The organism is Collimonas sp. OK242 (genome assembly GCF_900107095.1).
Lineage (GTDB): Bacteria > Pseudomonadota > Gammaproteobacteria > Burkholderiales > Burkholderiaceae_D > Collimonas.
Window position 1 is genome coordinate 253,342 of the sequence record NZ_FNOR01000005.1, and the last position, 26,736, is coordinate 280,077.

A 26,736-nucleotide genomic window follows, 5' to 3' on the forward strand; every position below is an offset into this window, starting at 1 on the left:
AATGCTGTTGCGGCCGTTGCACGGTAGCATCCAGGCTCAGATTTCCAGATTGTCGATCAGGCGCGTGGTGCCCAGCTTGGCGGCGGCCAGCACCACCAGTTTTTCGCCTTGCGCCAGATCGCCCGCCGCCGGCGCCTGCAGATCGCTGCGCTTGCGGATCGAGATGTAATCCGGCTTCCAGCCGCGGCCGCCGAGTTGCGCCATCGCCTGCTTTTCCAGTTCGAAAATATCGAGATGGCCGGCGCGTACTTCTTCGGCCACCTGGTTGAGCGTCTTGAACAGGCTAGGTGCTTCCGCGCGTTCATCTTCAGACAGATACATATTGCGCGAGGAAAGCGCCAGTCCATCGTCGGCGCGCCAGGTTTCGGCGGCGATGATTTCAGTCGGCAAGGCGAATTGCTTCGCCATATTGCGCACGATCATCAGCTGTTGGTAATCCTTCTTGCCGAACACCGCGACACGCGGCTGGACGCAGGAAAACAGTTTGAGGACAACCGTGGTGACGCCGGTAAAGAATCCGGGGCGGAACTCGCCTTCCAGCGTATTGCCAAGATCGTCGGGCGGGCGCACGCGGAATTCCTGCGGTTCCGGATACAAGTCTTTCTCGGTCGGCGCGAACAGGACGTAGACGCCTTCTTTTTCCAGCTTGGCGACGTCGGCGGCAAAGGTGCGCGGATACTTGTCGAAATCTTCATTGGGGCCGAACTGCAGGCGATTGACGAAGATCGAGGCGACGATAGGGTCGCCATGTTTCTTCGCCAGCCGCATCAGCGACAGGTGGCCTTCATGCAGATTGCCCATGGTCGGGACGAACGCGGTACGCAGTTGGCCGCGCAGTTGATCGCGTAGCTCTTCAATCGAGGAAATGATTTTCATAATTGTAATAATTGCGGGACAGAGTTTAAAAGCCACCGTAGCGTGGCGAATTACTCTGTCCTCAACTGATCAGATAAATGGTTAAATTGTATAGAAAAGTAGCCGGGCGGAGTTTAAGAGCCACCGTAGCGTGGCGAATTACACTATCCGTGCGACTCTGTCCCCAACTGATCAGATAAAACGGTTAAATTAACAAAAAATTATGCCGGCGCATAAGTCGGCGAGTAGGCCAGTCGCACGTAGATAGGCGCGAACGGTTCGGCCTGGGTGATTTCAATCAGCGTTTCTTTCGCCAGCTCCAGCATGGCGATGAAATTCACCACCAGCACCGGCACCCCGCGCGACGGATCGAACAATTCGGCGAACTCGACAAAGCGCGAGGATTGCAGGCGCCGCAAAATCCCGGTCATGTGCTCCCGTACCGACAGTTCTTCGCGGCTGATGGTGTGGTGGGCGGTCAGCTTGGCGCGCTTGATGACATCGGCCCAGGCGGCTTGCAGATCGTCCAGGTTGACTTCCGGCCAGCGCGTGACGATGCTTTGTTCGATGTAGATCTGGGTGCGGACATAATCGCGCCCGAGTTGCGGCAGGGCGTCGATCTCGCGCGCCGCCAGCTTCATCTGTTCGTATTCCAGCAGGCGCCGCACCAGTTCCGCGCGCGGATCTTCAGCTTCTTCGCTGTCGGTTTTGCGGACCGGCAGCAGCATGCGCGATTTGATTTCGATCAGCATGGCCGCCATCAGCAGATACTCGGCGGCCAGTTCCAGGTTGGTGATGCGGATCTGATCGACGTATTCCAGATATTGCAAGGTGACTTGCGCCATCGGAATGTCGAGGATATTGAAATTCTGCTTGCGGATCAGGTACAGCAGCAGATCGAGCGGACCTTCGAATGCTTCCAGGAAGACTTCCAGCGCATCCGGCGGAATGTAGAGATCGGTCGGCATGCGGAACAGCGGCTCACCATACAGGCGCGCAAAAGCCACGCCGTCGATCACGTTCGGTGTCGAATCGGGTTGACCTTCCAGTGTCAGTTCGGCAGCATCCGACGAATTCTGGCTCATCTGATCGTTACCTGAGCTTGACGGTGTCAGTGATTGTTTTGATACACATAGGGCTGTTGATCGACGCGCGATTCCTGGGTGCGCAGCTGGCTGTCCAGGTCAATCGGGGTCTTGTCCCACAGCAGGGCGCGGCCGGCGCGCTGCTGTTCTTCCAGCTTTGGATTCTTTTCCTTGAGTTCTTCAACGAACTTGGTGATGTCGGATTGATAACCGTTAATTTGTTTGGAAAATTTCATGGGTGCTTTGATAATGGGCTGGGATCAGGCGCTATTTTAAGCTATTTCCGGCCGCCCGAACGGTTTGCCGTCCGGGGATGCAGCTAATGCCACATATCCAAGTGGCAACTAAATGACGATATACTTGAGCAGTTCTTGCACAACCATCGGCTAGAGGAGGCAGCATGAATCCATGGCTACGCAGCATTTTTACAATAATTGTTCCATTTCTGATTGCCGCTTGCGACCAGAACGGTAATTTCGTACAGGAGGCCGGATTGGAAAAACTGAATCGCGGGGTATCGTCAGAAGCCGATGTCCGCAACGCCATGGGCCAGCCGGACACGGTATGGGAAAAAGAAGACGGCGAGCGCACGCTGGAGTATCCGAAAGGACCTGCCGGCGCACGCACCTGGATGTTCTATATCGGCACGGATGGCAAGCTGAGCGATTACAAGCAGGTGCTGACTGAAGAGAATTTCGCCAGGATCAAGGTCGGCATGCGCAAGGAAGAGGTGCGCCAGATGCTAGGCAGGCCACGTACTGTGGTGCAGTTCACGCGCAAGAACGAGGAAGTGTGGGACTGGCGCTACATCCAGAGCGACGCCAGCCAGGCTTTCTTTAATGTGCACATGGATATCGCCAGCGGGCTGGTGACCGGTACTTCGGTATCGCAAGTCTACGGGCACTAACGTAGGGTGGGCACGATGTGTCCACCCTACCGTTTTAACCAGCGTTAGTTCAGATTCAAACACGGCATACAAATTCAGTTGCTTAACTGACCCGCATGCCGGGCTCAGCGCCTGGCCACGGATTGAGCACATAGATGCCGGGATTGGCTTTGTCGTCGGCGGCCGAAGCAGCCAGCACCATGCCTTCCGAAATGCCGAACTTCATCTTGCGCGGCGCCAGGTTAGCCACCATCACCGTCAGTTTGCCGATCAGCTCTTCCGGCTGGTAGGAAGACTTGATGCCGGAGAACACATTGCGCAAGCGGCCTTCGCCGACGTCAAGCGTCAGTCGCAGCAATTTGTCGGAACCGTCTACCTGCTCGCAATTGACGATCTTGGCGATGCGCAAATCGACCTTCACGAAATCGTCGATCTTGATTTCGGCGGCCAGTGGTTCAATGGTGCTGGCGCGGCTGTCTTCGGTGCCGGCAACTTCAGTTGCGGTTGCAGCACCGGGCGCAGCCGGCGCATCGAACAAGGCGTCCAGCATCTTCGGTTCGACCCGCGTCATCAGGTGCGAGTAGGCATTGATGCGATGACCGTCAGCTAAAGGCCGGGTCACATCGGACCACGCCAGCGGCGGGATTTGCAGGAAATCTTCAACCTGCGCTGCCAGCGCCGGCAATACCGGTTTCAGATAGATGGTGAGGATACGGAAAGCTTCCAGCAGGCGGCTGCAGACTTCATGCAGGGCTGCTCCCTTGCTGGCATCCTTGGCCAGCTCCCACGGCTTGTTGGCGTCGACGTAAGCGTTGATGAGGTCGGCTTGCTCCATCACTGCGCGCAGCGCTTTGCCATATTCGCGGCCGTCGTAGAGCGCCTGGATATCGCTTGCAACCGCACGCAGCCTGGCCAGGAACGGATCGCTGTCGGTAGCCCAGGCGGTGCTCAGCTTGCCGTCGAATTTCTTGGCAATGAAACCGGCAGCGCGGCTGGCGATGTTGATGTACTTGCCGATCAAGTCGGAGTTCACGCGGGCGACAAAATCTTCCGGATTGAAATCGATGTCTTCCACCTTGGCGCTCAGCTTGGCCGCGATGTAGTAGCGCATCCATTCCGGATTCATGCCGAGTTCGAGATAGCGCAGCGGCGAAATACCGGTGCCGCGCGATTTCGACATTTTTTCGCCGGAGACTGTCAGGAAGCCATGCACGAACACATTGTTCGGCACTTTCAAACCGGAGAAATGCAGCATCGCCGGCCAGAACAGCGTATGGAAATAGGTGATGTCCTTGCCGATGAAATGATACTGCTCAGTCTTCGGATCGGCCATGAAGGCGTCGTAGTCGCGTCCGATCTTGCCGAAATAATTTTTCAGCGAAGCCAGGTAGCCGACCGGCGCATCCAGCCAGACATAGAAATACTTGCCCGGCTCATCCGGAATCTCGATACCGAAATAAGGCGCATCGCGGCTGATATCCCAATCGCCCATGCCGCCGTCGCTTTCCAGCCATTCCTTGGCCTTGTTGGCGACTTCGGATTGCAGGCGCGGCTTGCCTTCAGCATTGCCCAAGGCCCAGCCGCGCAGGAATTCCACGCATTGCGGATCGGACAGCTTGAAGAAAAAGTGTTCCGACGATTTCATCACCGGCGTCGCGCCAGTCAGCGTCGAGTAGGGGTTCTTCAGGTCGGTAGGCGCATATACGGAGCTGCAGACTTCGCAGGAATCGCCATACTGGTCCTTGGCGCCGCATTTCGGGCACTCGCCCTTGATGTAGCGGTCCGGCAGGAACATGTTCTTGACCGGGTCGAAGAACTGCTCGATGGTCTTGGTCGAGATGAAGCCGGCGGCTTTCAGCTTGCGATAGATGTCGCGCGACAGTTCGTGGTTTTCCGGGCCGTCGGTCGAGTGCCAGTTATCGAAGGCGATATGGAAGCCGTCCAGGTACTGCTTGCGGCCGGCCGCGATCTGCGCCACGAATTCCTGCGGCGTGATGCCGGCCTTTTCGGCGGCGATCATGATCGGCGCGCCGTGCGCATCGTCAGCGCCGACAAAATTGACTTCGTGGCCCTGCATTCGCTGGAACCGCACCCAGATGTCGGCCTGGATATATTCCATGATGTGGCCGATGTGGAACGCTGCGTTGGCGTAAGGCAGGGCGGTAGTGACGAATAATTGGCGGGGAGTTGAAGTCAAGGTGATGCTCATTTGGCAATGAATTTGCAACGTCAAGCGCTGCTGGTTGGAATAAAAGAGTGATTTTAGCAGTGACCGGCCAGTCCCTGCTCTAATCCTTACGTCAATCGCGCTTTGAGTCAGAGCGACACCAGCGGAAAACCGGCGATTTGGTTTAGACTTGGCGCATCTTATAAAGAACCTGCAGAGGAAAAGTAATGAGCGTCACGATTGAAGCGGTCAAGGCAGCGTTGTCCAGTGTGGTCGACCCGAATACCGGCAAGGATCTGATCAGCAGCAAGTCGGCCAGGAATATCCGGGTCGAAGGCGCCGATGTGTTGTTTGACGTTGAGCTCGACTATCCGGCCAAGAGCCAGTTCGCCTTGATCGGCGATGCCGCCGCGGCTGCGGTTGGCGCGCTGGACGGGATCGGCAAGGTCAGCCCCCATGTCTATTCAAAAATACAATCGCACGCAGTGCAGCGCGGCGTCAAGCTGATGTCTAACGTCAAGAACATCATTGCGGTGGCGTCCGGCAAGGGCGGCGTCGGCAAATCGACCACCGCCGTCAACCTGGCCCTGGCGCTGGCGGCGGAAGGTGCGCAGGTCGGGATTCTCGACGCCGATATCTACGGCCCTTCGCAACCGATGATGATGGGTATCAGCGGCCGTCCCGAGACCAAGGACGGCAAAACCATGGAACCGCTGGAAAACCACGGCTTGCAAGTCTCCAGCATCGGCTTCATGATCGATCCGGACGAGCCGATGGTGTGGCGCGGTCCGATCGTGACCCAGGCCTTGCAACAGTTGCTGGACCAGACCAACTGGCGCGATCTGGATTACCTGATCGTCGACATGCCGCCGGGCACCGGCGATATCCAGCTGACCTTGTCGCAAAAAGTGCCGGTGACCGGCGCCGTGATCGTCACTACGCCGCAGGATATCGCTCTGCTGGATGCGCGCAAGGGTTTGAAAATGTTCGAGAAGGTCGGCATTCCGATCCTTGGCATCGTCGAGAACATGAGTACCCATATCTGCTCGAATTGCGGCCACGCCGAAGCCATCTTCGGTGAAGGCGGCGGCGCCAGGATGTGCGGCGAATACGGCGTTGAATTCCTAGGCGCCTTGCCGCTGACCATGTCGATCCGCCAGCAGACCGATTCCGGCACGCCGACCGTGGTGGCCGAACCTGACGGCCCGGTAGCGCACATCTATAAAGAGATCGCGCGCAAGGTGGCGATCAAGGTCGCGGAAAAGGCCAAGGATATGAGCAGTAAGTTTCCTACTATCGTGATCAAGAACGATTAAGGCGGAAACAAGGCGGCTACATCATGATGTATCGCCAGCCAGATGGTAGGCTGCGCCGCATCGGTCCATTCGATGCGATGGCGGCAATGCGAAGGAATGTGGAGCCAGGCGCCCGGTTGCATGACATGTTCATCGGCCGTGCCCTCCAGCGTCAGGCCGGCCTTGCCGCTGAGTAGCAGCACCCATTCCTCTTGCGGATTGTCGTACCAGAAGCCGGGCGGGCTGGCCTGGCCATTGGAAATGATGCGCTCGATTTTCAAGCCGGCGCGCTGGTGCAGAAGTTCGAATACTTCGGTCGAACCATCGGGCGGCAGCGGGGTCAATAAATTGCCGTGGGCGTTGCCGTGGTCACCTTGCATAATATTTTCCTTGTAACAGCGATGTATTCAGCAACGATTAGGCAGCGGCGTATTATTGCACCCACTACGTTGCACCGATTTTATTCAGATTTCCCACATGAAGGAGAAGACAATGAAATCACGCATTTTTTCCGTACTGTTTTCAGCAGCCCTGCTGGGCGCCAGCCTGCTGCCGCAGATGGCCCACGCCGCATCGGTTTCCTTCATCGAGCCGGCGGATGGCGCGCTAGTCAGCAGCCCGTTTACCGTCAAGTTCGGCGTCAGCGGCATGGAAGTCAAACCGGCCGGCGATATGACGGCGGGCACCGGCCATCATCATCTGCTGATCAACGCAGACAGCATCGCGGCCGGACAATCGATCCCGGTGGATGACAAGCATTTGCATTTTGGCAAGGGGCAGACTGAAACCAGCGTCACGCTGCCACCGGGGAAATATAAACTGACCATGCAATTTGCCAACGGCGCTCACCAGTCTTATGGTCCGGAGTTGAGTAAAACCATCAACGTCACCGTCAAATAGTCGTTCATCCCGGCCAATACCGGCCAGCGGTTCCATCCGCTGGTGCAACGCGGTAAAATGGGGTTTTCCTTGATAGCGGCTTTGGCAATCCAAGGCCGTTTTTATTTATCATGACTGTCAGCACTCCAGCTTCTACTGCTTCTTCCAAGCCGATCCGTACCCGTTTTGCCCCCAGCCCGACCGGCTACCTGCACTTGGGCGGCGCGCGTACCGCGCTGTTTTCATGGGCCTATGCACGCCATTTCGGCGGCACTTTCGTGTTGCGCATCGAAGATACCGATCTGGAGCGCTCGACGCCGGAAGCCGTGCAGGCGATTATCGACGGCATGCAGTGGCTCGGCTTGCAGCACGATGAAGGCCCGTTCTATCAGATGCGGCGCATGGACCGCTATCGCGAAGTGATCGCGCAAATGCTGCAAGAGGGCACTGCCTATCACTGTTACTCATCGCCGGCAGAAGTCGAAGCGATGCGCGAACGTATGCGCGCTGCCGGCGAAAAGCCGCGTTACGACGGCACCTGGCGTCCGGAACCGGGCAAGACTTTGCCGCCGCTGCCGGCCGATCGCCAGCCGGTGGTGCGTTTCAAGAATCCGCTGGACGGCGACGTCAGCTGGGATGACGTAGTCAAGGGCAACATCACCATCTCGAATCGCGAAATGGACGATCTGGTGATCGCTCGTCCGGACGGTACGCCAACCTACAATTTCTGCGTGGTGGTAGACGATTGGGATATGCAAATTACCCACGTCATCCGCGGCGACGATCACGTCAACAATACGCCGCGCCAGATCAATATCCTGAAGGCTCTGGGTGCGGCCTTGCCGCTGTACGGCCACGTGCCGATGATCCTGGGCGCCGACGGCGAAAAACTGTCGAAGCGCCACGGCGCGGTCAGCGTGATGGATTATCCGGCGCAAGGTTATTTGCCGGAAGCGATGCTGAACTACCTGGCGCGCCTCGGCTGGAGCCATGGCGACGACGAGATTTTCAGCATGGAGCAATTTTGTGCATGGTTCGATCTCGATCACCTGTCGAAATCGCCGGCGCAATTCAATCCGGAGAAATTGGCGTGGATCAACAATCATTACATCAAGCTGGCCGACAATGCGCGCCTGGCGACGATGGTCAAGCCGCTGATGGAACAGGACGGCGCCGATTTCAGCAATGCGCCTGATTTGCCAAAAGTGATCGGCCTGTTGAAAGAGCGTGCCCATACCGTCAACGAAATCGGAGTAGCGGCCATGCTGTTTTATCGCAAGCCGGTGCCGGATGCGGCTTTGCTGACGCAACACTTTACCGATGCGGTCAAGCCGGCCCTGGCCGATTTCGCTGCACGTTGCGCAAGCGTCGAGTGGAAGAAGGAAAGCCTGGCGCCGATGATCAAGGAAGTATTGGCTGCGCATACGCTGAAGATGCCGCAGATCGCAATGCCATTGCGTTTGATGCTGACCGGGCAGTTGCAGACGCCGGCGATTGATGCGGTGCTCGAATTGTTGGGTCGAGACACAGTGATCGCACGTTTGCAGTCTTATCTGGCGTGATTTTGCAATAAATCTGCAAATCGGGATTTACAAGCTCTAAATAAGCTTGCTATAATCTCGCTTCTGCAAACGGGGGTATAGCTCAGCTGGGAGAGCGCTTGCATGGCATGCAAGAGGTCAGCGGTTCGATCCCGCTTACCTCCACCAGCGAAAGTTGGAAGCAGTAACAGGTAATAAGCGTAGTACGGACAGATTAATGTCCCCATCGTCTAGAGGCCTAGGACATCACCCTTTCACGGTGAGTACGGGGGTTCGAATCCCCCTGGGGACGCCAGAATTATCTTGGTATCGACAGGTAAGCGATCAAAAACCGATCGCCATTTTCGGTATCAGGCAGGTTCGATACAATCAATGAGGCCGCCTGTTGCGGCCTTTATTGTTTCTGTAAGTAGTATGAGTAAGTAGTAAAAGGTCAGCAGCACGGACAGATTACTGTCCCCATCGTCTAGAGGCCTAGGACATCACCCTTTCACGGTGAGTACGGGGGTTCGAATCCCCCTGGGGACGCCAAAATAGAAAAGCCCGCGCAAGCGGGCTTTTTTGTTTTGGAGGCCACAAGTAAGCCGCCTGCGCGGCTTACGCGGGGGATGAGAAGGGAATCGCTTGCAAGCGATTCAGCGGCCTGCGGCATGTAGGCGAATCCCCCTGGGGACGCCAAAATAGAAAAGCCCGCGCAAGCGGGCTTTTTGTTTTTCTAAGCTTGTTTTAACTATTTCATTAATGCCGTTGCGACGTCATTTCGCGTGCGCGTTGCATGTCTCTGTCAAAATTCATGCGGGCTTCTTTCTTGCAGTCGCCGGCTTCACGGCCGCGCATTGCACGGCAATCATTCAATGCCTGCGCATAGGCATTGGTATTTTCCTTCTTCATGCTCTGGAAACGCGCTTGCGGTGTCCGGTCTTCCATGGTCCAGCGCGGCGGATCTCTGTGTTCTACGTTTTCTTCGGCAGCGTTGACATGTAGCGCAAAAGCGTTAGCTGCGATAAAGAGTGACAGCCATAGCGGTTTCAGTTGCATTTTCATGATGCCTCCTTGTTTTATTGCATCCGGCAAGATGCCGGATGCATGCGGACTAATCAAGTACACAGCTTCGCTTAGAGCGGCAAGAACAAGGCGGCTGCCAAGCTTCAATTACGCTTCAATTGCCATGTGCGCCGCGATATCAGTAGCGGGAAATCTGGCCGTTATCAACGCGCACCCGGTCGCCAACCCGCAAATCGCCAGGATTGCTGACGGTGATGGTCTGGTAGCCGTTGTTATTCATGCGCACGCGCACGTTGTACGAGGTGGAGCCGGGGCTGTTGCGTGCCTCAAGCTGATTGCCAACCGCCGCACCGCCGACCGCGCCGGCAATGGTGGCCAGCGTATTGCCGGTGCCGTGGCCGATCTGGTGGCCGACGACGCCGCCCAGCACGCCGCCGACGATCGCGCCGCCTATGCCTTGGCTAGGTGTGTTGACGACATCGATGGCGTCGACCACGCCGTAGTTGCCGCTATTGTTTTGTTGATAGCCTTGTTGGTAAGCCGGGTAAGTCTGCTGCGGTGGATTGGCGTAGCCTTGATTGTTATATCCCTGGTTGCCATAGCCCTGCCCGCCATACGGCGCGGCGCAGCCGCCGAGCAGCAGCGCGCCGCCGATAACTGCAGCCAGCATGGCTTGTTGAGATGTTCTGCGGATGATCATAACTGCCTCGTTATATGAATGAGTTGGGGTATTCAGTGTAGTACTTCGTGGCCTTGCGTATGTGCGTTGCACTACACTAAAACGATGTCGAGACTGACTTGGTTGACTAAATTGGACAGTTCGGAGGGAAATCGGTTTCCAGAATGCATGAAGGAAATGAAGGGAAATCAAGTTTCTTGCCCGTCGCCCTGAATTTTTCAGCTCTTGCTCCAGTAATCCGGCTGCGCATAGATCGATTTCAAGCGATCGATAAAGAAACGGACTTTGGCCGGCAAATGGCGCTGTTGCGGATAGACCGCCATGATGTCGTAGTGCGGCAGTGCAAATTCGTCCAGCACCGTCATCAGTTCACCCGATGCCAGTTGCGATTCGATTTCCCAGGTCGAGCGCCATCCCAGCCCCAAGCCTTCGCTGACCCAGCGATGCAGCAATTCCCCGTCGTTGCAATCCAGGTTGCCGGCAGTCTTGATGATCACCGGCTTGCCGCCTTGCTGGAAATACCAGCCGCGTTGCTGGCCGCCTTGCAGATTGAAGGACAGGCAATTGTGGCTGGCGATGTCTTCCAGTGTTTTGGGAATGCCGTTGCGATGAAAGTATTCCGGCGTGCCGCATACCACGCGCCGGTTGCTGGCCAGCTTGACCGCCACGAAATTCGGATCGATGGCGCCGCCGATGCGGATACTGATGTCATAGCCCTCGCGCACCAGGTCGACTACGCGGTCGGTCAGGTTGAATGAAATCTGTACTTCAGGATTGGTGGCGATGAAGGCGGGTGCATGCGGCGCCACGTGTTTGCGGCCGAAGGCGGCTGGCGCCGATACCACCAGATGGCCGGTGGCCTTGTGCCTGCCTTCAGAAATAATCTTCTCGGCGAAATCCAGCTCGGTCAACAGCTTGCGGCAGTGATCGAGGAAGACCGTGCCTTGCTCCGTCAGCGTCAGGTGGCGCGTGGTACGGTGCATCAGCTTGGTGCCCAGCCGTTTCTCCAAGGCGTCGATGCGTCGTCCCAGCATCACGGGAGTGATGTTTTGCTCCAGCGCCGCGCTCGCCAGGCTGCCTTTTTCTACCACGCTGACGAATGCTTCAATCTGTTTGAGTTTGTCCATGTCTCTTCCTGCTTGCTTGCCAGCTTAGTTATCCGCTTAGTTATCCGTATGTTGTTTTCTCTAGTATTCCATACTTGACGTATCGAATAAAGCGATTGTTTGTGTTCTTATCAAACAATATGTTTAGTTATAGCATGTGCTTCATCCACTCGGCAGTCTCGAACCGTCCCTCCATCCGTAGCGGATGACGCGGCAAGCGAGGACCAGCAGCGGCGGGCCGCAGGCGGTGGCGATGACTCATTGGCAATAATTCACATTTGGTAATCCGGAGGCAACATGGCAAAGATGAAGGCTGTAGACGCAGTAATGCACGTATTGGCAAAAGAGGGCTGTGTACAAGCCTTTGGCGTGCCGGGTGCCGCAATTAACCCGTTCTACTCTGCAATGAAACGGCATGGCGGGATTGAGCACGTGCTGGCGCGCCACGTTGAAGGCGCATCGCACATGGCCGAAGGCTACACCCGCGCCAATCCAGGCAATATCGGTATCTGTATCGGTACATCCGGCCCGGCCGGCACCGACATGATCACCGGCCTGTATTCGGCCCAGGCCGATTCGATCCCGATCTTGTGCATTACCGGCCAGGCGCCGCGTGCGCGTTTGTACAAGGAAGATTTCCAGGCGGTCGATATCGAATCGATCGCCAAGCCAGTCACCAAATGGGCGGTCACGGTACGTGAGCCGGCCTTGTTGCCACGCGTATTCCAGCAGGCTTTCCACATCATGCGTTCCGGCCGTCCAGGCCCGGTCTTGATCGACATGCCTTTCGACGTGCAAATGGCGGAGATCGAATTCGATCCGGACACTTACGAGCCTTTGTCCGTCTATAAGCCGACGGCATCGCGCGCGCAGATCGAAAAAGCCTTGACCATGCTGAATCAAGCGGAGCGTCCATTGCTGACTATCGGCGGCGGCGTGATCAATGCTGACGCCGCTGATCTGGCGGTCGAATTCGCGGAATTGACCGGCGTACCGGTGATCCCGACTTTGATGGCCTGGGGCGCAATCCCTGACGATCATCCGCAAATGGCCGGCATGGTCGGTTTGCAAACCAGCCATCGTTACGGCAACGCCACCATGCTGGCATCCGACTTCGTGCTCGGTATCGGCAATCGTTGGGCTAACCGCCATACCGGTTCGGTGGAAGTGTTCACCAAGGGCCGCAAGTTCGTCCACGTCGATATCGAACCGACCCAGATCGGCCGCGTGTTCGGTCCGGACTACGGTATCGTGTCGGACGCCAAGGCGGCCTTGACCTTGTTCGTCGACATCGCGAAAGAATTGAAAGCAGCCGGCAAGTTGCCAGACCGCTCGGCCTGGTTGGACGAGTGCCAGGAGCGCAAGCGCACCATGCAGCGTCGCACCCATTTCGAGAACGTGCCGGTCAAGCCGCAACGCGTCTACGAAGAAATGAATAAAGCTTTCGGCCGCGATACCTGCTACGTCAGCACCATCGGTTTGTCGCAAATCGCTGCAGCGCAATTCCTGCACGTGTACCACGCTCGTCACTGGATCAACTGCGGCCAGGCCGGTCCTTTGGGCTGGACTATTCCGGCGGCGCTGGGCGTTTGCGTCGCCGATCCGAAACGCGAAGTGGTGGCGATTTCCGGTGATTACGACTTCCAGTTCATGATCGAAGAATTGGCGGTAGGCGCGCAGTTCAACCTGCCTTACGTGCACGTCGTGGTGAACAACTCCTACCTCGGCCTGATCCGTCAGGCGCAGCGCGGCTTCGAGATGGACTATTGCGTACAGCTGGCGTTTGAAAACATCAATGCGCCGGAACTCAACGGCTACGGCGTCGACCACATCGCCGTGGTGGAAGGTTTGGGCTGCAAGGCAATCCGCGTGACCGATCCAAACGGCATCCAGGATGCATTCGCGCAAGCCAAGCGCTGGATGAAGGAATTCCGCGTGCCGGTGGTGGTGGAAATCATCCTGGAACGCGTCACCAACATTTCCATGGGCACCGAGATCGACAACATCAACGAGTTCGAAGAGCTGGCAACCCACCGCAGCCATGCGCCGACCGCCATATCCTTGCTGGACTGATTTTTCAGGAGAGACGACATGACAAAACTAGCCGCTAACCTGACCATGCTGTTTACCGAGCTGCCGTTCCTGGAGCGTTTCGATGCTGCCGCCAAGGCCGGGTTCAAGGGAGTCGAATTCCTGTTCCCGTATGCGTTCCGGGCCGAGCAACTGGCTGATAAATTGAGCACCAACGGCCTCGAGCTGGTCTTGCACAATCTGCCCGCGGGTAACTGGGAAGCCGGCGAGCGCGGTATCGCTTGCCACCCGGATCGCGTCAGCGAATTCCAGCAAGGCGTCGACGATGCCATTCGTTATGCCAAGGTGTTGAACGTAAAGCAGTTGAACTGCCTGGTCGGCATCGTTCCTGCCGGCGTCAGCGCCGAGCTGGCGCGCGCCACCGTGGTCGGCAATCTGAAATTTGCTGCCGACAAGTTGCAGGCTGCAGGCATCCGTCTGCTGATCGAACCGATCAACAGCTTCGATATTCCGGGTTTCTTCCTGACTGGGACGCAGCAGGCGCTGGAGTTGATCAAGGCCACCGGTTCCAGCAACGTGTTTGTGCAATACGACATCTATCACATGCAGCGCATGGAAGGCGAACTGGCTAACACCATCAAGGCCAACCTGTCGCAAATCAAGCATGTGCAGCTGGCGGACAATCCGGGACGTTTTGAACCGGGCACAGGCGAAATAAATTATCGCTATCTGTTCAAGTTCCTCGATGAAATCGGCTACGACGGCTGGATCGGCTGCGAGTACAAGCCGCAGGCCGGCACCGTCGAAGGTTTGGGCTGGCGCGCTGCGCACGGCGTTTAACAGTTTCAGGCATCTTAAAAATTACGGAGAAATATCATGGCAAAAGTTGGCTTTATCGGACTCGGCATCATGGGCGCGCCAATGGCGGAAAACCTGCAGCGCGGCGGCCACAAACTGTATCTGCATGACCAGAAGAATCCACCGGCAGCGCTGATCGACGGCGGTGCAACCGTCTGTACTTCCGGTGCGGAAGTGGCCAAGCGCGCCGACATCATCATCATCATGGTGCCGGACACCCCGCACGTTGAAGCAGTGCTGTTCGCTGAAAAGGGCGTCGCCGAAGGCCTGACCGCCGGCAAGATCGTGATCGACATGAGCTCGATCTCGCCGATCGCCACCAAGGGTTTCGCCAAGAAGATCAACGCCCTGGGTTGCGAATACCTGGACGCGCCGGTCTCCGGCGGCGAAGTCGGCGCCAAGGCAGCATCGCTGACTATCATGGTCGGCGGTTCCGAAGGTGCGTTCAACGATGCCAAGGCCTTGTTCGAACTGATGGGCAAGAACATTACTCTGGTCGGCGGCAATGGCGACGGTCAAACCACTAAAGTGGCGAACCAGATCATCGTTGCGCTGAACATCCAGGCGGTCGCTGAAGCTTTGCTGTTTGCTTCCAAGGCAGGCGCCGATCCGGCGCGCGTACGCCAGGCTTTGATGGGCGGCTTTGCAGCATCGCGGATACTGGAAGTGCACGGCGAGCGCATGGTAAAACGGACTTTCAATCCAGGCTTCCGCATCGAACTGCATCAGAAGGATTTGAACCTGGCCTTGCAAGGCGCCAAGGCCTTGGGCGTATCGTTGCCGAACACTGCGGTGGCGCAAGAACTGATGAATTCCTGCGCCGCCAACGGCTTGAGCGGCCTCGATCACTCGGCGCTGTGCCGTGCGATTGAAATCATGTCGAACCACGAAATCGCCAAGGCGTAAGATACTGTCTTGTATCAAAACTGCGGGTCGGAACGCGCTGCACTTCGACCCGCAATATCTGTTATCGTTTTACGAAATTAAGCCGCAATAGCAGCAGCCGAATAAATACAAGAATTTTTAGAGACCATCCGCTTCACAGATCGAGCGTTCCATATAGTTTCATATATCAAACGCTTCATATATCAAGGTATACAGCATGACTACCGCGAACAACATCAAACCCCGCCAGCTTCTGCTCGACATGTACCAGGCCGCGGTCGACGCCGTCAGCGCCGCCAAATGCCTGCCGGAATATCTGGCCCGGATCCCGGTGCCGTCAGGCCAGGGACGCACCCTGGTGATCGGCGCCGGCAAAGGCGCCGCAGCGATGGCCAAGGCGGTGGAGGATCATTGGCAGGGCGAAATCTCAGGTTTGGTGGTGACCCGTTACGCCCATGGCGCCGACTGCAAACGGATCGAAGTCGTGGAGGCCTCTCATCCGGTGCCGGACGAAGCCGGGCGCAAAGCGGCAGCACGCATGCTGGAACTGGTCCAAGGTTTGACTGCAGACGATCTGGTGCTGTGCCTGATTTCCGGCGGCGGCTCGGCCTTGCTGGCATTGCCGGCCGACGGTATTTCGCTCGAGCAGAAGCAAGCCGTCAACAAAGCCTTGCTGAAAAGCGGCGCCAATATTTTTGAAATGAACTGCGTGCGCAAGCATCTGTCCGCCATCAAAGGCGGCCGGCTGGCGCTGGCCTGCGCCCCGGCGCGAGTCGTAACCTTGATGATTTCCGATATTCCGGGCGACGATCCCGGCATCATCGCCAGCGGCCCTACCTTGCCTGATGCAACCACTTGCGCCGAAGCTCTGGCGGTGCTGCGCAAATACGATATCGACACGCCTGAAGCAATTCGCAAGCATCTCGAATCCGGCGCGGGTGAAACTCCCAAGCCCGGCGATCCGCGCCTGGAGCGCAACCAGCACTATGTGATCGCCACCGCGCAAGACGCTTTGGAAGCCGCCGCCGCCACCGCTGTCGCTGCCGGCTTGACGCCGTATATCCTGTCCGACGAGATGGAAGGCGAAGCACGCGATATCGGCCTGGCGCATGCGGCCTTGGCGCGACAGATCGCACGGCGCGGACAACCATTCAGCAAGCCGTGCGTCGTCATTTCCGGCGGTGAAACCACGGTCACCGTGCGCGGTAAAGGGCGCGGCGGCCGCAATGCAGAATTCCTGCTGAGCCTGGCGAGCGCTCTGGACGGCTTTCCCGATATCCACGCGATTGCCTGCGATACCGACGGCATCGACGGCTCCGAAGACAACGCCGGCGCCATCTACCAGCCGGATTCGATGCGCAAGGCAGCCGAACTGGGATTGCGTCCGCGCGCCATGCTCGACAATAACGACGGCTACGGTTTCTTCAGTGAGCTGGGCGATCTCGTCGTCAGCGGGCCGACGCGCACTAACGTCAACGATTTCCGTGCCATCGTGATTCTCTGATCTAGCCGAGTCAGGTTTCCAGCAATTGTAAAATCCCGCGTCGGCAGCCATTCCGGGCCGACGCTTGCCACGCAACTGGTCGACAGTCGGTCGATCTTCTACAGAAAGCTCATCATGCGCCGCCAACGCAAAGCAAAAATCGTCGCCACGCTCGGTCCCGCCAGCGCCGACCAGAAAACCATCCAGGCGCTGTTTGAAGCCGGTGCCGACGTTTTCCGTTTCAACTTCAGCCACGGCAGCCACGCCGATCATCAGGAACGCTACGACATCGTGCGCGCCGTCGAGAAAAACGTCGGCCGCCCGATCGCTATCCTGGCCGATCTGCAAGGACCGAAGCTGCGCATCGGTACCTTCGCCGACGGCAAGATAGCGCTGCAAGCCGGCCAGGAATTCACGCTAGACCGCGACAACACGCCTGGCAATGCTCAACGTGTCTACCTGCCGCATCCGGAATTATTCGAGGTGATCGCCGGCGGCCAGTCATTATTGCTCGATGACGGCAAGGTAAGACTGGAAGTGTTGGCCTGCGACGGTCAGTCTATCCGCACCCGCGTGGTCAACAGCGGTTCGCTGTCGGACCGCAAGGGCGTCAACGTGCCGGATGCGGTATTGCCGATTCCGGCCCTGACTGAAAAAGACAAACGCGATTTGAAATTCGCGCTGGAACTGGGCGTCGACTGGATTGCGCTGTCCTTCGTGCAACGGCCGGAAGACGTATTGGAAGCGCGCGCCTTGATCGGCGATCGCGCCAGCATCTTGTCGAAACTGGAAAAGCCGGCAGCGCTGGAACAACTGGATGCGATCGTCCAGGTGTCCGACGCCATCATGGTGGCCCGCGGCGATCTCGGCGTGGAATTGCCTCCGGAACGCGTGCCTGGCGTGCAAAAGCGCATCCTGCGGGTCTGCCGTCAGCACGGCAAGCCGATCGTGATCGCGACCCAGATGCTGGAATCGATGATCACTTCGCCGGTGCCGACGCGCGCTGAAACTTCCGACGTCGCCAGCGCCATCTACGACGGCGCCGACGCCGTGATGTTGTCGGCCGAATCGGCCAGCGGCGCTTATCCGCTGCCGGCAGTGGCGATGATGGACCGCATCATCACCGAAGTCGAACGCGATCCTTTGTACCAGAACATGCTGGACGCGCAACACGAATCGCCATTGCCGAACCGCGGCGACGCCATCTGCTCGGCCTTGCGCGATGTTACCCGCATCATCGGCGCCAAGGCGACGGTGACCTACACCAGTTCCGGCCACACCAGCTTGCGCGCAGCGCGTGAACGGCCGATGGCGCCGATTCTGAGCATTACGCCGAAGCTGTCCACAGCGCGCCGGCTGGCGCTGGTATGGGGCGTGCATTCGACCATCAGCGACCAGGTGCATAATGAAAGCGAGATGGTGACCGCCGCTTGCCAGACCGCCGTCAAGGAAGGATTTGCCAAGGCAGGCGACCAGATCGCCATCACCGCCGGCATGCCTTTCGGCCAGTCGGGCAGCACCAATTTGTTGCGTCTGGCGGAAATCTGGCCGGAGTAAAACCGCTGCCTGTGAATTCGACGGCCACGGCGTTCTGCGTGGCCGTTTTCCTTTGTGCGGCGCTGAATAAATCGTTAAACCGTTCTGAATAAAAAATGTCCGCTTGCTTGCAGCGAGCGGCCATTTTTTGCGTTGCCGGAACTACTGCCGGGACTATTTATCAGCGCGCAGCTTCAGCCAGTGACCGCGCCAGTTTATTGTGGCGCTCCAGCAGATTGCCGAGATCGACCGTGGTGAACTGGCCGTTGCGCACCACTACGCGGCCGTTGATGATGCTGTAGGCGACGTCCGACGGCGTGCAGAATACCAGCGCCGCTACCGGATCGTGCCAGCCGCCGGCGAACTTGACCTGGTTCAGGTCGAACAGCACCAGATCGGCCGACATGCCCGGTTGCAGCGCGCCGATGTCGTCGCGATTGAGCACCTTGGCGCCGCCCAACGTCGCCAGCTCCAGCGCCTGCCTTGCGGTCATTGCGTCCGGACCGAAACCGACCCGCTGCAACAGCATTGCTTGCCGCACTTCACCCAGCATGTGAGCGCCGTCGTTGGAGGCCGAACCGTCGACGCCGATCCCGACCGGCACGCCGGCATCGACCATCTTGCGGATCGGCGCGATGCCGGAGGCCAGCCGCATGTTGGAGCAAGGGCAGTGGGCGATGCCGGTGCCGGTGCGGGCAAACATGTAGATGCCTTCGTCGTCGAGTTGGACGCAATGGGCATGCCAGACATCGTGGCCGACCCAGCCGCAATCTTCCGCATATTCAGCCGGCGTCATGTTGAATTTCTCGCGGCTGTAGGCGATGTCGTTGGCGTTTTCCGCCAGGTGCGTATGCAGCGAGACGCCATGATGACGCGCCAAGCTCGCCGATTCACGCATCAGATCGCGCGATACCGAAAACGGCGAGCAGGGCGCCACCACGATGCGTTGCATCGCGTGGCGGCTGCGGTCGTGCCAGGTTTCGATCAGGCGTTGCGTATCTTGCAGGATGGCTTTTTCATCTTCCACCACGCGATCCGGCGGCAAACCGCCTTTCGACTGGCCCACGCTCATGGAGCCGCGCGCAGCGTGGAAGCGCATGCCGATCTGCTGCGCCGCTTCTATGCTGTCGTCGAGCTTGCAACCGTTCGGATAGATGTACAGGTGATCGCTGCTGGTGGTGCAGCCGGACATGATCAGTTCGGCCATCGCGGTCAAGGTCGAGACCTGGATCATCTCCGGCGTCAGGTTGGCCCAGATCGGATACAGGTTGTTCAGCCAATTGAACAGTTCGCCGTTTTGCGCCGCCGGAATCACGCGCGTCAGGCTTTGGTACATATGGTGATGGGTGTTCACCAGGCCCGGGATGACGACATGATTGCCGGCGTCGATGACTTCGTCGGCGGTTTGCGGCAAGTCGGCGCTGTTGCCGACCTGTTCAATCACATTGTCGCGGATGAAAACCGCGCCGCCGGCAATTTCACGGCGCGCGTGGTCCATGGTGACTACAACGCGCGCATTTTTTATCAATAAAGTTTTAGACATTACGTTAAATCCAAAGACGCTGGTTCAAGCCCTGGTTTAAGGTTTTGGTGTAAAGCGGCGTAGGAAATCCAGCAAGATTTGCGCCGATACTTCGGCATCGTCCGCAGTCATTGTTTCCAATGGATTGTGGCTGATGCCACCGTTGCCGCAACGCGTAAACAGCATGGCGACATCAGTTATTTTAGCGATGGTCATGGCGTCATGACCGGCGCCGGAAGCGAGTTTGAACGGCTGCACGCCGGCCCGTCCGGTGGCGGCGGACAACTGGTCCATCAGCCACGAAGCACAAGGCGCGGCAGGCGCCGATACCATTTTCTCGACATTGGCTTCGACGCAGCGGCGTTCGCAAACCTTTTCGATATGCTGCAGCACATCGGCTACCGCGGCATCGCGGATGGTGTCGTCGGCGGCGCGGATGTCCAGCGAGAATACGCAGGCGCCGGGGATCACATTGGTCGAACCGTTAGGCACCTGCAACTGGCCGACGGTGCCGACCAGCGATGCCTGCTGGTCTTGCGCGCATCGCTGTTCCACATACAGCAGGATTTCAGCGGCGGCGGTGGCGGCGTCCTTGCGCATCGACATCGGCGTGGTGCCGGAGTGGCTGGCGACGCCTTTCAGTTGCACCATATAGCGGCAGCTGCCGGCAATCGAGGTGACGATGCCGACCGGCAGGTCGCGCTGCAGCAGGACCGGGCCTTGTTCGATATGCACTTCGACGTAGCCCAGCAAGTCGGCCGGGTTGCGGGCGATGGCGGGAATCGCAGCAGGATCGTGCCCGGCTTGCAGCAAAGCGTCGCGCATGCTGACGCCGTCGCGGTCGAGACTGTTCAGCAGCTCCAGGTTGAACTGGCCGATGATCGCGTTGCTGCCGAGGAAAGTACTCTTGAAGCGCACGCCTTCTTCTTCCGAGAAGGCGACGATTTCAAAATGGAAGGGCAATTTTTCGCCGCGCTCATGCAGGTGCTTGACGATAGCGATAGGCAGCAAGATACCCTCGCGGCCATCGTATTTGCCGCCGTTGCGCACGGTGTCGTAATGGGAGCCGGTCATCAGCGTCTTGGCCGCCGGATTGTCGGACAGATAGCGGCCGACCACGTTGCCGACGGCGTCGGTCTCGGCCTGCATGCCGGCTTCGCGCATCCAGCCGGCAATCTGTGTCGCGGTGCGCTGGTGCGCTTCGGTCATGTAGGCGCAGGTGAGGCCAGTCTCGTCATCGCTCCAGGCGCCGATCTGTTCGGCCCATTGCATGATGGTTGTGCCGAGTTGCGGCCTGTAGCCGAGCAGATCATTGCTGCGCATTTCAGCAATCCGGCCGATCTGGCGCAGCGCTTCGCCCAGTTCATCGTCGAACTGGTTTTTCAGGCGGCGGCTGAAGGTGGCGATGATGGCTTGGCGCGACAGGCCTTGGCCATCGGCGCCTTTGACTGCGAGGATGAATGGGAAGCCGAATTTGTTGTTGTAGTCGGCGTTCAGTTTTTGCAGCGTGGCGAATTCTTCAGGGCTGCAATTGTTGAGGCCGGCCTTGGCTTGCTCGCCGGTCGATTCGATAGTCAGCTCGCCGGAGATGGCTGCCTTGCCGGCCAACTCCGGGTGGGCGCGGATCAGGCCCAGCTGCTCTTCCCGGGTGGCCTTGCTGACGACGGCCTGCATGGCCAGCTTGAGTGCGGTGATGTTGGCAAACGGCCGTTGCGCGGCGGCGCGTTCGGGGATCCACGGCGAATGCTCGTAAATGCCATGCAGCGTTGAAACGAAGGAGCTTACATCGCTGCTATTGAGTTGTTCTAATGTTGTCATTTGTGTCGTTGGCGGGTCCGACCCGCTTCATCCTTGGTTAAATCGCTTCTATTTCTGTTACGGGTTGGACCCACATCTACTGCAACATCAACTTCAATTTACTTCAAAACAGTTTTAGTGATCAGAGCTTTGTGCCGCCGCCAACGCATGCGAGCGGCTGTCTGCGCTGGAACCCTTGCCGTTGAAAAACAGATTCAACAGAACCGCCATGGTGGAAGCCAGCAAGATGCCGCTGTGCAGGATGGTCGACATGAAAAGCGGCATCTTGTCGAAAAAGGTCGGCGCCACGATAGGAATCATGCCGGCGCCGAAGCTGACGGCGACGATGAACAGATTATGGCGGTTGCGCTGGAAATCGACGTTCGACAAGATCTTGATGCCGGTTGCCGCCACCATGCCGAACATGACAATGCCGGCGCCGCCCAGAACGAATTGCGGAATCGAAGCAGCCACGTGCGCCATTTTCGGGAACAGCCCGAACATCATCAGGATCACGCCGGCGGCGGCGCAGACGTAACGGCTGCGCACGCCGGTGACGCCGACCAGGCCGACATTCTGCGAGAACGAGGTGTAGGGAAAGGTATTGAATATGCCGCCGATCACGCTGCCCAGGCCGTCGACGCGCAAGCCGCGCGCCAGGGTCTTGTCATCGATTTTCTTGCCGACGATTTCACCCAGGGCGATGAACATCCCGGTCGATTCGATCATGGTCACGATCATGACCAGGCACATGCTGATAATCGAGCCCAGGTCGAATTTCGGCCAGCCGTAGTGGAAGGGACGGATGAAAGCAAACCATTCGGCGTCGCCGAGACCGTAGAAACTGATTTTTCCCATCGCCATGGCAATCACGAAACCAATGATCATGCCGCTCAGCACCGAGATATTGGCGATAAAGCCTTTGACGTATTTGGTGATCAGCAGGATCGATACCAGCACCACCAGCGCGACGCCGAGGCTGGTCGGCGAGCCATAGTCAGGGTTGGGGATTTTGGTGAAGACGCCGTCGACCAGGGTGCCGATCACCGGTTGGCCGCCGGCCGCCCAGTTGATGCCGACGCCCATCAGCGAAATGCCGATAACGCTGATCACCGTGCCGGTCACCACCGGCGGGAAGAAGCGCATCAGGCGGCTCATGAAAGGGGCGGCAAAGACACAGAAGATACCGGAGACGATCACGGCGCCGTAGATGTGGACGATAGTCAGTTGCGGGTTGCCGGCCATTGCCACCATCGGGCCGACGGCAGCAAAGGTGACACCCATCATTACCGGCATCTTGATGCCGAATTTCCAGAAGCCGAGGCTTTGGATCAAGGTCACCAGGCCGCAGCAGAACAGGTCGGCGCTGATCAGGAATGCAATGTCGCTTTTTGCCAGGTTGAGCGCGCCGCCAATGATCAGCGGCACGGCAATCGCGCCGGCGTACATCACCAGCACGTGCTGCATGCCGAGTGCAGCGAGTTTACCTACGGGGAGTCTTTCATCTACAGGATCTGTGCTGCGGGTCATCATGTGTCTCCTAGGTGCTAATTATGATTTTAGTGCTTGCGGCGACATCAACCCGGCTTTTTTAAACTCCGGCCGATGCGCTGCAGCCTTACAAGTCACCTGTGGTAAAGACAGGGCCTGTACTGACCGATACTACTTGGCCCAGGCCCTCACGATATATTTGCTGATTGATAGTTAATTTATGTATTTGGATATATGAGTTAACCTGCTTCCTGTAGGACAACGCGGTTCTGTCTGCTTACTTGGCAAGCATTGCTTTGGCAGCAATCCCGATTTGTTCGCGCAACCATTTATGCTCGGTTGCCTGATGCACCCGTTCATGCCACAGTTGATAAAAACGCATCGGCGGAAACTTGATCGGCAAGGTGAAGCTTTTCAGCGACAAGGTCTTTTCATAAAAACGGGCGAACTGGCGGCCGGTGGTGAGCACCAGGTCGGTTTGCGCCACCATATAGGGCAGCATGCCGAAATAGGCGGATTCGACCACCACGTTGCGGTTCAGGTTCTGGCTGTCGAGAAAGGAATCGATGATGCCGTGATAACCGGGCAGCACCTGCCATGGCGCCACATGCGGCAGCGAGAGATAGTCTTCGACCGTCATCTGGTCTGGTCCGGTGCGTTTGGCATAGGCGCTGTCGGCGCGCATTAGGCAGACGATAGGATCGTCGAACAGTTTCGATAAATGCAGATGCGGCGGCGGTTCGTCCCAATTGGCGATGACCAAGTCCAGGTCGCCGTCTGACAGCAGCCGGACATAATCGGTTTCCGGCCCCAATGCGTGAATCACGATGCGGCTCTTCGGCGATTCGCGGCGCAAGCGCGCCACGACTTCCAGGAAGAACGGCGTATTCATGTAATCTGGTGCAGCGATATGGAAGGTGCGTGCTTCAGCCTGGGGCACGAACGCGGTTTTTTGGACAAACAGCCGTTCGGTTTCTTCCAGTATCCGTTTGGCCGGCTTCAGCAGGCTTTCGCCGTGCTGGGTCGGCACCATGCCGCGCGCGCCGCGCACCAGCAGGGGATCGCCGGTGAGTTCGCGCAGCTTGCGCAGCGAGGCCGAAATAGAGGGTTGCGGCTGGTTGAGCTTGAGGGCTACACGCGATACATTCTTCTCGCATAGCAACAGATACAGTATGCGTATCAGGTGAATATCCAGGTGGTCCGGCAGCTTGGCCATGTTGTCTCCAGCAATTAATATTTATAGGTATGATGAAGTTCATTTTGTTATACGGATATGAGTATGTCAAATATATCTGAAAATCCATGTTTTAGATTCCCAATACGTTTATCTTGCGTGAATCTGGAGCGTTTTGTACTTGGACGCTGGCAGGGGAATGAAGGATAGGCAAGTATCTTGCTTATCCCATCATGTTGGTCGTAGCGGAGCTGATATAAAACAACGTTTATAAAAAGTTCGCGGCCTTGTTGGAGGCAATCATTTCGGTTTTTATTTGGAGCGAGAACAAGGCGCAAAGCCGCAGACAGTGCTGCGGCACGGCAAGGCGAAGCAACGCAGTTATCGTTTCAAATAGAAATCGAAATAACCTCTATCGTTTGCAGAGCCCGCGGTGGCAAACGAGTGACAATCGTTGGGGAAGACATGGATGCATTATTAGTTTCGTATGGAGTCGAATGGCTCAATTTGCTGGTCCGCTGGTTGCATCTGATTACGGGCATCGCCTGGATCGGCGCATCCTTCTATTTCGTCTGGCTGGACAATTCGATCCGGCCGCCGAAGGCAGGATCCGATCTGGCCAAAAAGGGCGTGTCCGGAGAATTGTGGGCAGTGCACGGCGGCGGCTTCTACAATCCGCAAAAATACCTGGTGGCTCCGGCTGAATTGCCGGACGACTTGCATTGGTTCAAATGGGAGGCTTACGCCACCTGGCTGTCCGGTTTTGCCATGCTGTTCATCGTCTATTACTTCAATGCTTCGGCCATGATGATCAACAAGGACGTGGCCGATCTGAATACCTGGCAAGCAATCGGCGTCGGCCTCGGCACGCTGGTGGTGGGCTGGACCGTCTACGACGTGCTGTGCCGTTCGCCGCTGGGCAAGCGTGAAGGCCTGCTCGGTATCGTCATGTATCTGTTCATCGTTGCCGCAGCCTATGTGCTGACGCATTTGCTGAGCGGCCGTGCTGCGTATATCCATGTCGGCGCCATGATCGGCACCATGATGGTGGGTAACGTGCTGATGGTGATCATTCCGGGGCAGCGCAAGCTGGTGGAAGCGATGCGCGTCGGTAAATCGCCGGATCCGATCTACGGCAAGAAAGCCAAGCAGCGCAGCGTGCACAATAACTATTTCACGCTGCCTGTGCTGTTCATCATGATCAGCAACCACTACGGCATGACTTATAGCCATCCGTACAACTGGCTGATCCTGGCGGCGATTATTGCTGCCGGCGCCTTGATCCGTCACTTCTTCAACCTGCGTCATGCCGGCCGTGTTTCGCTCGGCTATCCGATTGCCGGCGTTGCCTTGCTGCTGGCGGTGGCGATTGCGATTGCACCGAAGCCGGTGCAGCCGGTGGCGCCGGTTGCCAAGGCAGACGCTGCCGTGGCAGCAGCCGCACCGACTGCCGATATGGCGCATATCCAGGAAATCATCGGCCAGCGCTGCGCCACCTGCCACTCGGCACAGCCAACCCAGCCAGGATTTGCTACTGCTCCGGCCGGAGTGATGTTGCAGACGGCGGACCAGATCCGTCAGCACGCCGACAAGGTCTATCAGCAAGCGGTGCAATTGAAGGCGATGCCGTTGGCTAACCTGACGCATATCACCGATGAAGAACGTGCCCTGATCGGCACCTGGTATACCTCCGGCGCCAAGTAAGCCGGGCGCACCGGTATCTGAAGCTATCCTGAAAGCCGGAAGCTGATTGCGCAGTTTTACTGCGCTCAATCAGCCTCCGCGCTTGACCTCATTGAAGAAAAATCTGGAGTTCTCATGTCCCAAACCATCACCATCGACGGCTTTAATCTCACCGCGCAGCAAGTCGTCGACGTCGCCCGCGCGCCGCACCTGCCGGTGACCCTGGCCGACTCTTCACGCGCCGCCCTGAAAGAAAGCCGCGACTACATCGAATCGACCTGGATGCACGACGAAGCGCCGATGATGTACAGCTTCAACACCGGCGTCGGCTTGTTGAAAGACACCCGCATCAAGGTCGAACATATCGAGCTGTTCCAGACCCAGCTGATCAGGGCCCATTGCGCCGGCATCGGTGAGCCATTCTCGGAAGAAGTCAGCCGCGCCACCATGCTGTTGCGCGCCAATGCCTTCGCCAGCAATTATTCGGCGCCACGGGTCGAAGTGGTAGACCGCCTGCTGGCTTTCCTGAATGCAGGCATCCATCCGATCATGCCGCAAAAGGGGTCGGTCGGCGCGTCCGGCGATCTGGCCCCCTTGTCTTACCTGGCGGCGGCGATTGCCGGCTTTGACGAAGCTGAAGTGATGTACCAAGGCCAGCGCATGAGCGCGCCGCAAGCGATTGCCAAGGCCGGCGTCGGCCCGGTCAAGTTCGACCTGAAAGCCAAGGATGCCTCGGCCCTGATCAACGGCTGCACCGCTTCGCTGGCGGTAGCGGTAT

At 57.9% G+C, this 26,736-nt stretch carries 23 protein-coding genes and 3 tRNA genes; 14 read left to right on the forward strand and 12 right to left on the reverse strand.

What is annotated here, in order from left to right; genetic code table 11:
* Positions 1-36: 36 nt before the first annotated feature.
* The 3 genes from panC to BLV81_RS07200 form a co-directional block, all read right to left on the reverse strand.
* Positions 37-876, reverse strand: a complete 840-nt coding sequence (gene panC, locus BLV81_RS07190) for a pantoate--beta-alanine ligase (protein WP_092353839.1) — start codon at positions 874-876, stop codon at positions 37-39.
* Between the two features lie 200 nt (positions 877-1,076).
* Entirely contained in the window at positions 1,077-1,940 is an 864-nt protein-coding gene (locus BLV81_RS07195; protein ID WP_092353841.1) for a segregation and condensation protein A, read from the reverse strand.
* A gap of 26 nt (positions 1,941-1,966) precedes the next feature.
* Entirely contained in the window at positions 1,967-2,176 is a 210-nt protein-coding gene (locus tag BLV81_RS07200) for a DUF3460 family protein (RefSeq protein WP_092353842.1), read from the reverse strand.
* A 164-nt stretch (positions 2,177-2,340) separates the two neighbouring features.
* Here BLV81_RS07200 and bamE point away from each other — a divergent pair, with 164 nt between their 5' ends.
* Complete coding sequence (gene bamE / locus BLV81_RS07205; RefSeq protein WP_092353844.1) at positions 2,341-2,847, forward strand: outer membrane protein assembly factor BamE domain-containing protein; 507 nt, start codon at positions 2,341-2,343, stop codon at positions 2,845-2,847.
* A gap of 82 nt (positions 2,848-2,929) precedes the next feature.
* On the opposite strand, the gene metG is transcribed toward bamE, so the two are convergent.
* Positions 2,930-5,035 carry a methionine--tRNA ligase gene (metG, locus tag BLV81_RS07210; RefSeq protein WP_092353846.1) on the reverse strand — a complete coding sequence of 702 codons (2,106 nt, stop codon included), beginning with the start codon at positions 5,033-5,035 and terminating at the stop codon, positions 2,930-2,932.
* 185 nt (positions 5,036-5,220) lie between these two features.
* Between metG and apbC the strand changes: the two genes are divergently transcribed.
* On the forward strand, positions 5,221-6,309 hold the full coding sequence (gene apbC / locus BLV81_RS07215; RefSeq protein ID WP_092353848.1) for an iron-sulfur cluster carrier protein ApbC: 1,089 nt from the start codon (positions 5,221-5,223) through the stop codon (positions 6,307-6,309).
* Here the strand turns inward: apbC and BLV81_RS07220 are convergent.
* Positions 6,306-6,668, reverse strand: a complete 363-nt coding sequence (locus BLV81_RS07220) for a cupin domain-containing protein (RefSeq protein ID WP_092353850.1) — start codon at positions 6,666-6,668, stop codon at positions 6,306-6,308. The genes apbC and BLV81_RS07220 overlap by 4 nt on opposite strands.
* A gap of 178 nt (positions 6,669-6,846) precedes the next feature.
* Here BLV81_RS07220 and BLV81_RS07225 point away from each other — a divergent pair, with 178 nt between their 5' ends.
* The 5 genes from BLV81_RS07225 to BLV81_RS07245 all read left to right on the forward strand — a co-directional run bounded on the left by BLV81_RS07225 (position 6,847) and on the right by BLV81_RS07245 (position 9,239).
* Positions 6,847-7,188 (forward strand): DUF4399 domain-containing protein, encoded by a 342-nt coding sequence (locus tag BLV81_RS07225; RefSeq protein WP_176992788.1) that lies wholly within the window; start codon positions 6,847-6,849, stop codon positions 7,186-7,188.
* A 110-nt stretch (positions 7,189-7,298) separates the two neighbouring features.
* Positions 7,299-8,729, forward strand: coding sequence for a glutamate--tRNA ligase (gene gltX, locus BLV81_RS07230; RefSeq protein ID WP_092353854.1), 1,431 nt, complete (start codon positions 7,299-7,301; stop codon positions 8,727-8,729).
* A gap of 71 nt (positions 8,730-8,800) precedes the next feature.
* Positions 8,801-8,876 (forward strand) — tRNA-Ala (locus tag BLV81_RS07235).
* A gap of 51 nt (positions 8,877-8,927) precedes the next feature.
* Positions 8,928-9,003, forward strand: a tRNA-Glu gene (locus BLV81_RS07240).
* Positions 9,004-9,163: 160 nt separating this feature from the next.
* Positions 9,164-9,239 (forward strand) — tRNA-Glu (locus tag BLV81_RS07245).
* 207 nt (positions 9,240-9,446) lie between these two features.
* Here the strand turns inward: BLV81_RS07245 and BLV81_RS07250 are convergent.
* The 3 genes from BLV81_RS07250 to BLV81_RS07260 form a co-directional block, all read right to left on the reverse strand.
* A complete protein-coding gene (locus tag BLV81_RS07250) occupies positions 9,447-9,752 on the reverse strand; it encodes a hypothetical protein (RefSeq protein WP_092353856.1) in 306 nt (101 codons plus the stop codon).
* 139 nt (positions 9,753-9,891) lie between these two features.
* Positions 9,892-10,413: a glycine zipper 2TM domain-containing protein gene (locus BLV81_RS07255; protein ID WP_092353858.1), complete on the reverse strand. Its 522-nt coding sequence runs from the start codon at positions 10,411-10,413 to the stop codon at positions 9,892-9,894.
* Between the two features lie 197 nt (positions 10,414-10,610).
* Entirely contained in the window at positions 10,611-11,519 is a 909-nt protein-coding gene (locus tag BLV81_RS07260) for a LysR family transcriptional regulator (RefSeq protein WP_092353860.1), read from the reverse strand.
* A 276-nt stretch (positions 11,520-11,795) separates the two neighbouring features.
* On the opposite strand from BLV81_RS07260, the gene gcl reads away from it, so the two are divergent.
* The 5 genes from gcl (at position 11,796) to pyk (ending at position 18,312) form a co-directional block, all read left to right on the forward strand.
* On the forward strand, positions 11,796-13,571 hold the full coding sequence (gcl, locus tag BLV81_RS07265) for a glyoxylate carboligase (protein ID WP_092353862.1): 1,776 nt from the start codon (positions 11,796-11,798) through the stop codon (positions 13,569-13,571).
* Positions 13,572-13,589: 18 nt separating this feature from the next.
* The gene (hyi, locus tag BLV81_RS07270; protein ID WP_092353864.1) at positions 13,590-14,369 is read left to right on the forward strand and encodes a hydroxypyruvate isomerase; all 780 of its coding nucleotides are present in this window, start codon (positions 13,590-13,592) and stop codon (positions 14,367-14,369) included.
* Positions 14,370-14,405: 36 nt separating this feature from the next.
* The gene (locus BLV81_RS07275) at positions 14,406-15,293 is read left to right on the forward strand and encodes a 2-hydroxy-3-oxopropionate reductase (RefSeq protein ID WP_092353867.1); all 888 of its coding nucleotides are present in this window, start codon (positions 14,406-14,408) and stop codon (positions 15,291-15,293) included.
* A 196-nt stretch (positions 15,294-15,489) separates the two neighbouring features.
* A complete protein-coding gene (locus BLV81_RS07280) occupies positions 15,490-16,776 on the forward strand; it encodes a glycerate kinase type-2 family protein (RefSeq protein ID WP_092353869.1) in 1,287 nt (428 codons plus the stop codon).
* A gap of 114 nt (positions 16,777-16,890) precedes the next feature.
* Positions 16,891-18,312, forward strand: coding sequence for a pyruvate kinase (gene pyk, locus BLV81_RS07285; RefSeq protein ID WP_092353871.1), 1,422 nt, complete (start codon positions 16,891-16,893; stop codon positions 18,310-18,312).
* A gap of 160 nt (positions 18,313-18,472) precedes the next feature.
* Here pyk and BLV81_RS07290 read toward each other — a convergent pair whose 3' ends face one another.
* The 4 genes from BLV81_RS07290 to BLV81_RS07305 form a co-directional block, all read right to left on the reverse strand.
* The gene (locus tag BLV81_RS07290) at positions 18,473-19,834 is read right to left on the reverse strand and encodes an 8-oxoguanine deaminase (protein ID WP_092353873.1); all 1,362 of its coding nucleotides are present in this window, start codon (positions 19,832-19,834) and stop codon (positions 18,473-18,475) included.
* 36 nt (positions 19,835-19,870) lie between these two features.
* Positions 19,871-21,631 carry an allantoate amidohydrolase gene (locus tag BLV81_RS07295; RefSeq protein ID WP_092353875.1) on the reverse strand — a complete coding sequence of 587 codons (1,761 nt, stop codon included), beginning with the start codon at positions 21,629-21,631 and terminating at the stop codon, positions 19,871-19,873.
* Between the two features lie 114 nt (positions 21,632-21,745).
* A complete protein-coding gene (locus BLV81_RS07300; RefSeq protein ID WP_092353876.1) occupies positions 21,746-23,140 on the reverse strand; it encodes a nucleobase:cation symporter-2 family protein in 1,395 nt (464 codons plus the stop codon).
* 238 nt (positions 23,141-23,378) lie between these two features.
* Positions 23,379-24,317 carry a LysR substrate-binding domain-containing protein gene (locus tag BLV81_RS07305; protein ID WP_092353878.1) on the reverse strand — a complete coding sequence of 313 codons (939 nt, stop codon included), beginning with the start codon at positions 24,315-24,317 and terminating at the stop codon, positions 23,379-23,381.
* Positions 24,318-24,740: 423 nt separating this feature from the next.
* Here BLV81_RS07305 and BLV81_RS07310 point away from each other — a divergent pair, with 423 nt between their 5' ends.
* Together BLV81_RS07310 and BLV81_RS07315 are read left to right on the forward strand one after the other, a co-directional pair.
* Positions 24,741-25,979, forward strand: coding sequence for a urate hydroxylase PuuD (locus BLV81_RS07310; protein WP_092353879.1), 1,239 nt, complete (start codon positions 24,741-24,743; stop codon positions 25,977-25,979).
* Between the two features lie 114 nt (positions 25,980-26,093).
* On the forward strand, positions 26,094-26,736 hold a 643-nt coding region (locus BLV81_RS07315; RefSeq protein WP_143036305.1), incomplete at its 3' end, for an aromatic amino acid ammonia-lyase.

Coding starts and splice junctions, on each gene's coding strand:
- BLV81_RS07195 (WP_092353841.1), bottom strand. CDS start 1,940: ATGAGCCAGAATTCGTCGGATGCTGCCGAACTGACACTGGAAGGTCAA.
- BLV81_RS07310 (WP_092353879.1), top strand. CDS start 24,741: ATGGATGCATTATTAGTTTCGTATGGAGTCGAATGGCTCAATTTGCTG.
- apbC (WP_092353848.1), top strand. CDS start 5,221: ATGAGCGTCACGATTGAAGCGGTCAAGGCAGCGTTGTCCAGTGTGGTC.
- BLV81_RS07255 (WP_092353858.1), bottom strand. CDS start 10,413: ATGATCATCCGCAGAACATCTCAACAAGCCATGCTGGCTGCAGTTATC.
- BLV81_RS07250 (WP_092353856.1), bottom strand. CDS start 9,752: ATGAAAATGCAACTGAAACCGCTATGGCTGTCACTCTTTATCGCAGCT.
- BLV81_RS07305 (WP_092353878.1), bottom strand. CDS start 24,317: ATGGCCAAGCTGCCGGACCACCTGGATATTCACCTGATACGCATACTG.
- BLV81_RS07260 (WP_092353860.1), bottom strand. CDS start 11,519: ATGGACAAACTCAAACAGATTGAAGCATTCGTCAGCGTGGTAGAAAAA.
- BLV81_RS07280 (WP_092353869.1), top strand. CDS start 15,490: ATGACTACCGCGAACAACATCAAACCCCGCCAGCTTCTGCTCGACATG.
- BLV81_RS07295 (WP_092353875.1), bottom strand. CDS start 21,631: ATGACAACATTAGAACAACTCAATAGCAGCGATGTAAGCTCCTTCGTT.
- metG (WP_092353846.1), bottom strand. CDS start 5,035: ATGAGCATCACCTTGACTTCAACTCCCCGCCAATTATTCGTCACTACC.
- BLV81_RS07200 (WP_092353842.1), bottom strand. CDS start 2,176: ATGAAATTTTCCAAACAAATTAACGGTTATCAATCCGACATCACCAAG.
- gltX (WP_092353854.1), top strand. CDS start 7,299: ATGACTGTCAGCACTCCAGCTTCTACTGCTTCTTCCAAGCCGATCCGT.
- BLV81_RS07275 (WP_092353867.1), top strand. CDS start 14,406: ATGGCAAAAGTTGGCTTTATCGGACTCGGCATCATGGGCGCGCCAATG.
- BLV81_RS07225 (WP_176992788.1), top strand. CDS start 6,847: ATGGCCCACGCCGCATCGGTTTCCTTCATCGAGCCGGCGGATGGCGCG.
- BLV81_RS07290 (WP_092353873.1), bottom strand. CDS start 19,834: ATGTCTAAAACTTTATTGATAAAAAATGCGCGCGTTGTAGTCACCATG.
- pyk (WP_092353871.1), top strand. CDS start 16,891: ATGCGCCGCCAACGCAAAGCAAAAATCGTCGCCACGCTCGGTCCCGCC.
- panC (WP_092353839.1), bottom strand. CDS start 876: ATGAAAATCATTTCCTCGATTGAAGAGCTACGCGATCAACTGCGCGGC.
- hyi (WP_092353864.1), top strand. CDS start 13,590: ATGACAAAACTAGCCGCTAACCTGACCATGCTGTTTACCGAGCTGCCG.
- bamE (WP_092353844.1), top strand. CDS start 2,341: ATGAATCCATGGCTACGCAGCATTTTTACAATAATTGTTCCATTTCTG.
- BLV81_RS07220 (WP_092353850.1), bottom strand. CDS start 6,668: ATGCAAGGTGACCACGGCAACGCCCACGGCAATTTATTGACCCCGCTG.
- BLV81_RS07300 (WP_092353876.1), bottom strand. CDS start 23,140: ATGACCCGCAGCACAGATCCTGTAGATGAAAGACTCCCCGTAGGTAAA.
- gcl (WP_092353862.1), top strand. CDS start 11,796: ATGGCAAAGATGAAGGCTGTAGACGCAGTAATGCACGTATTGGCAAAA.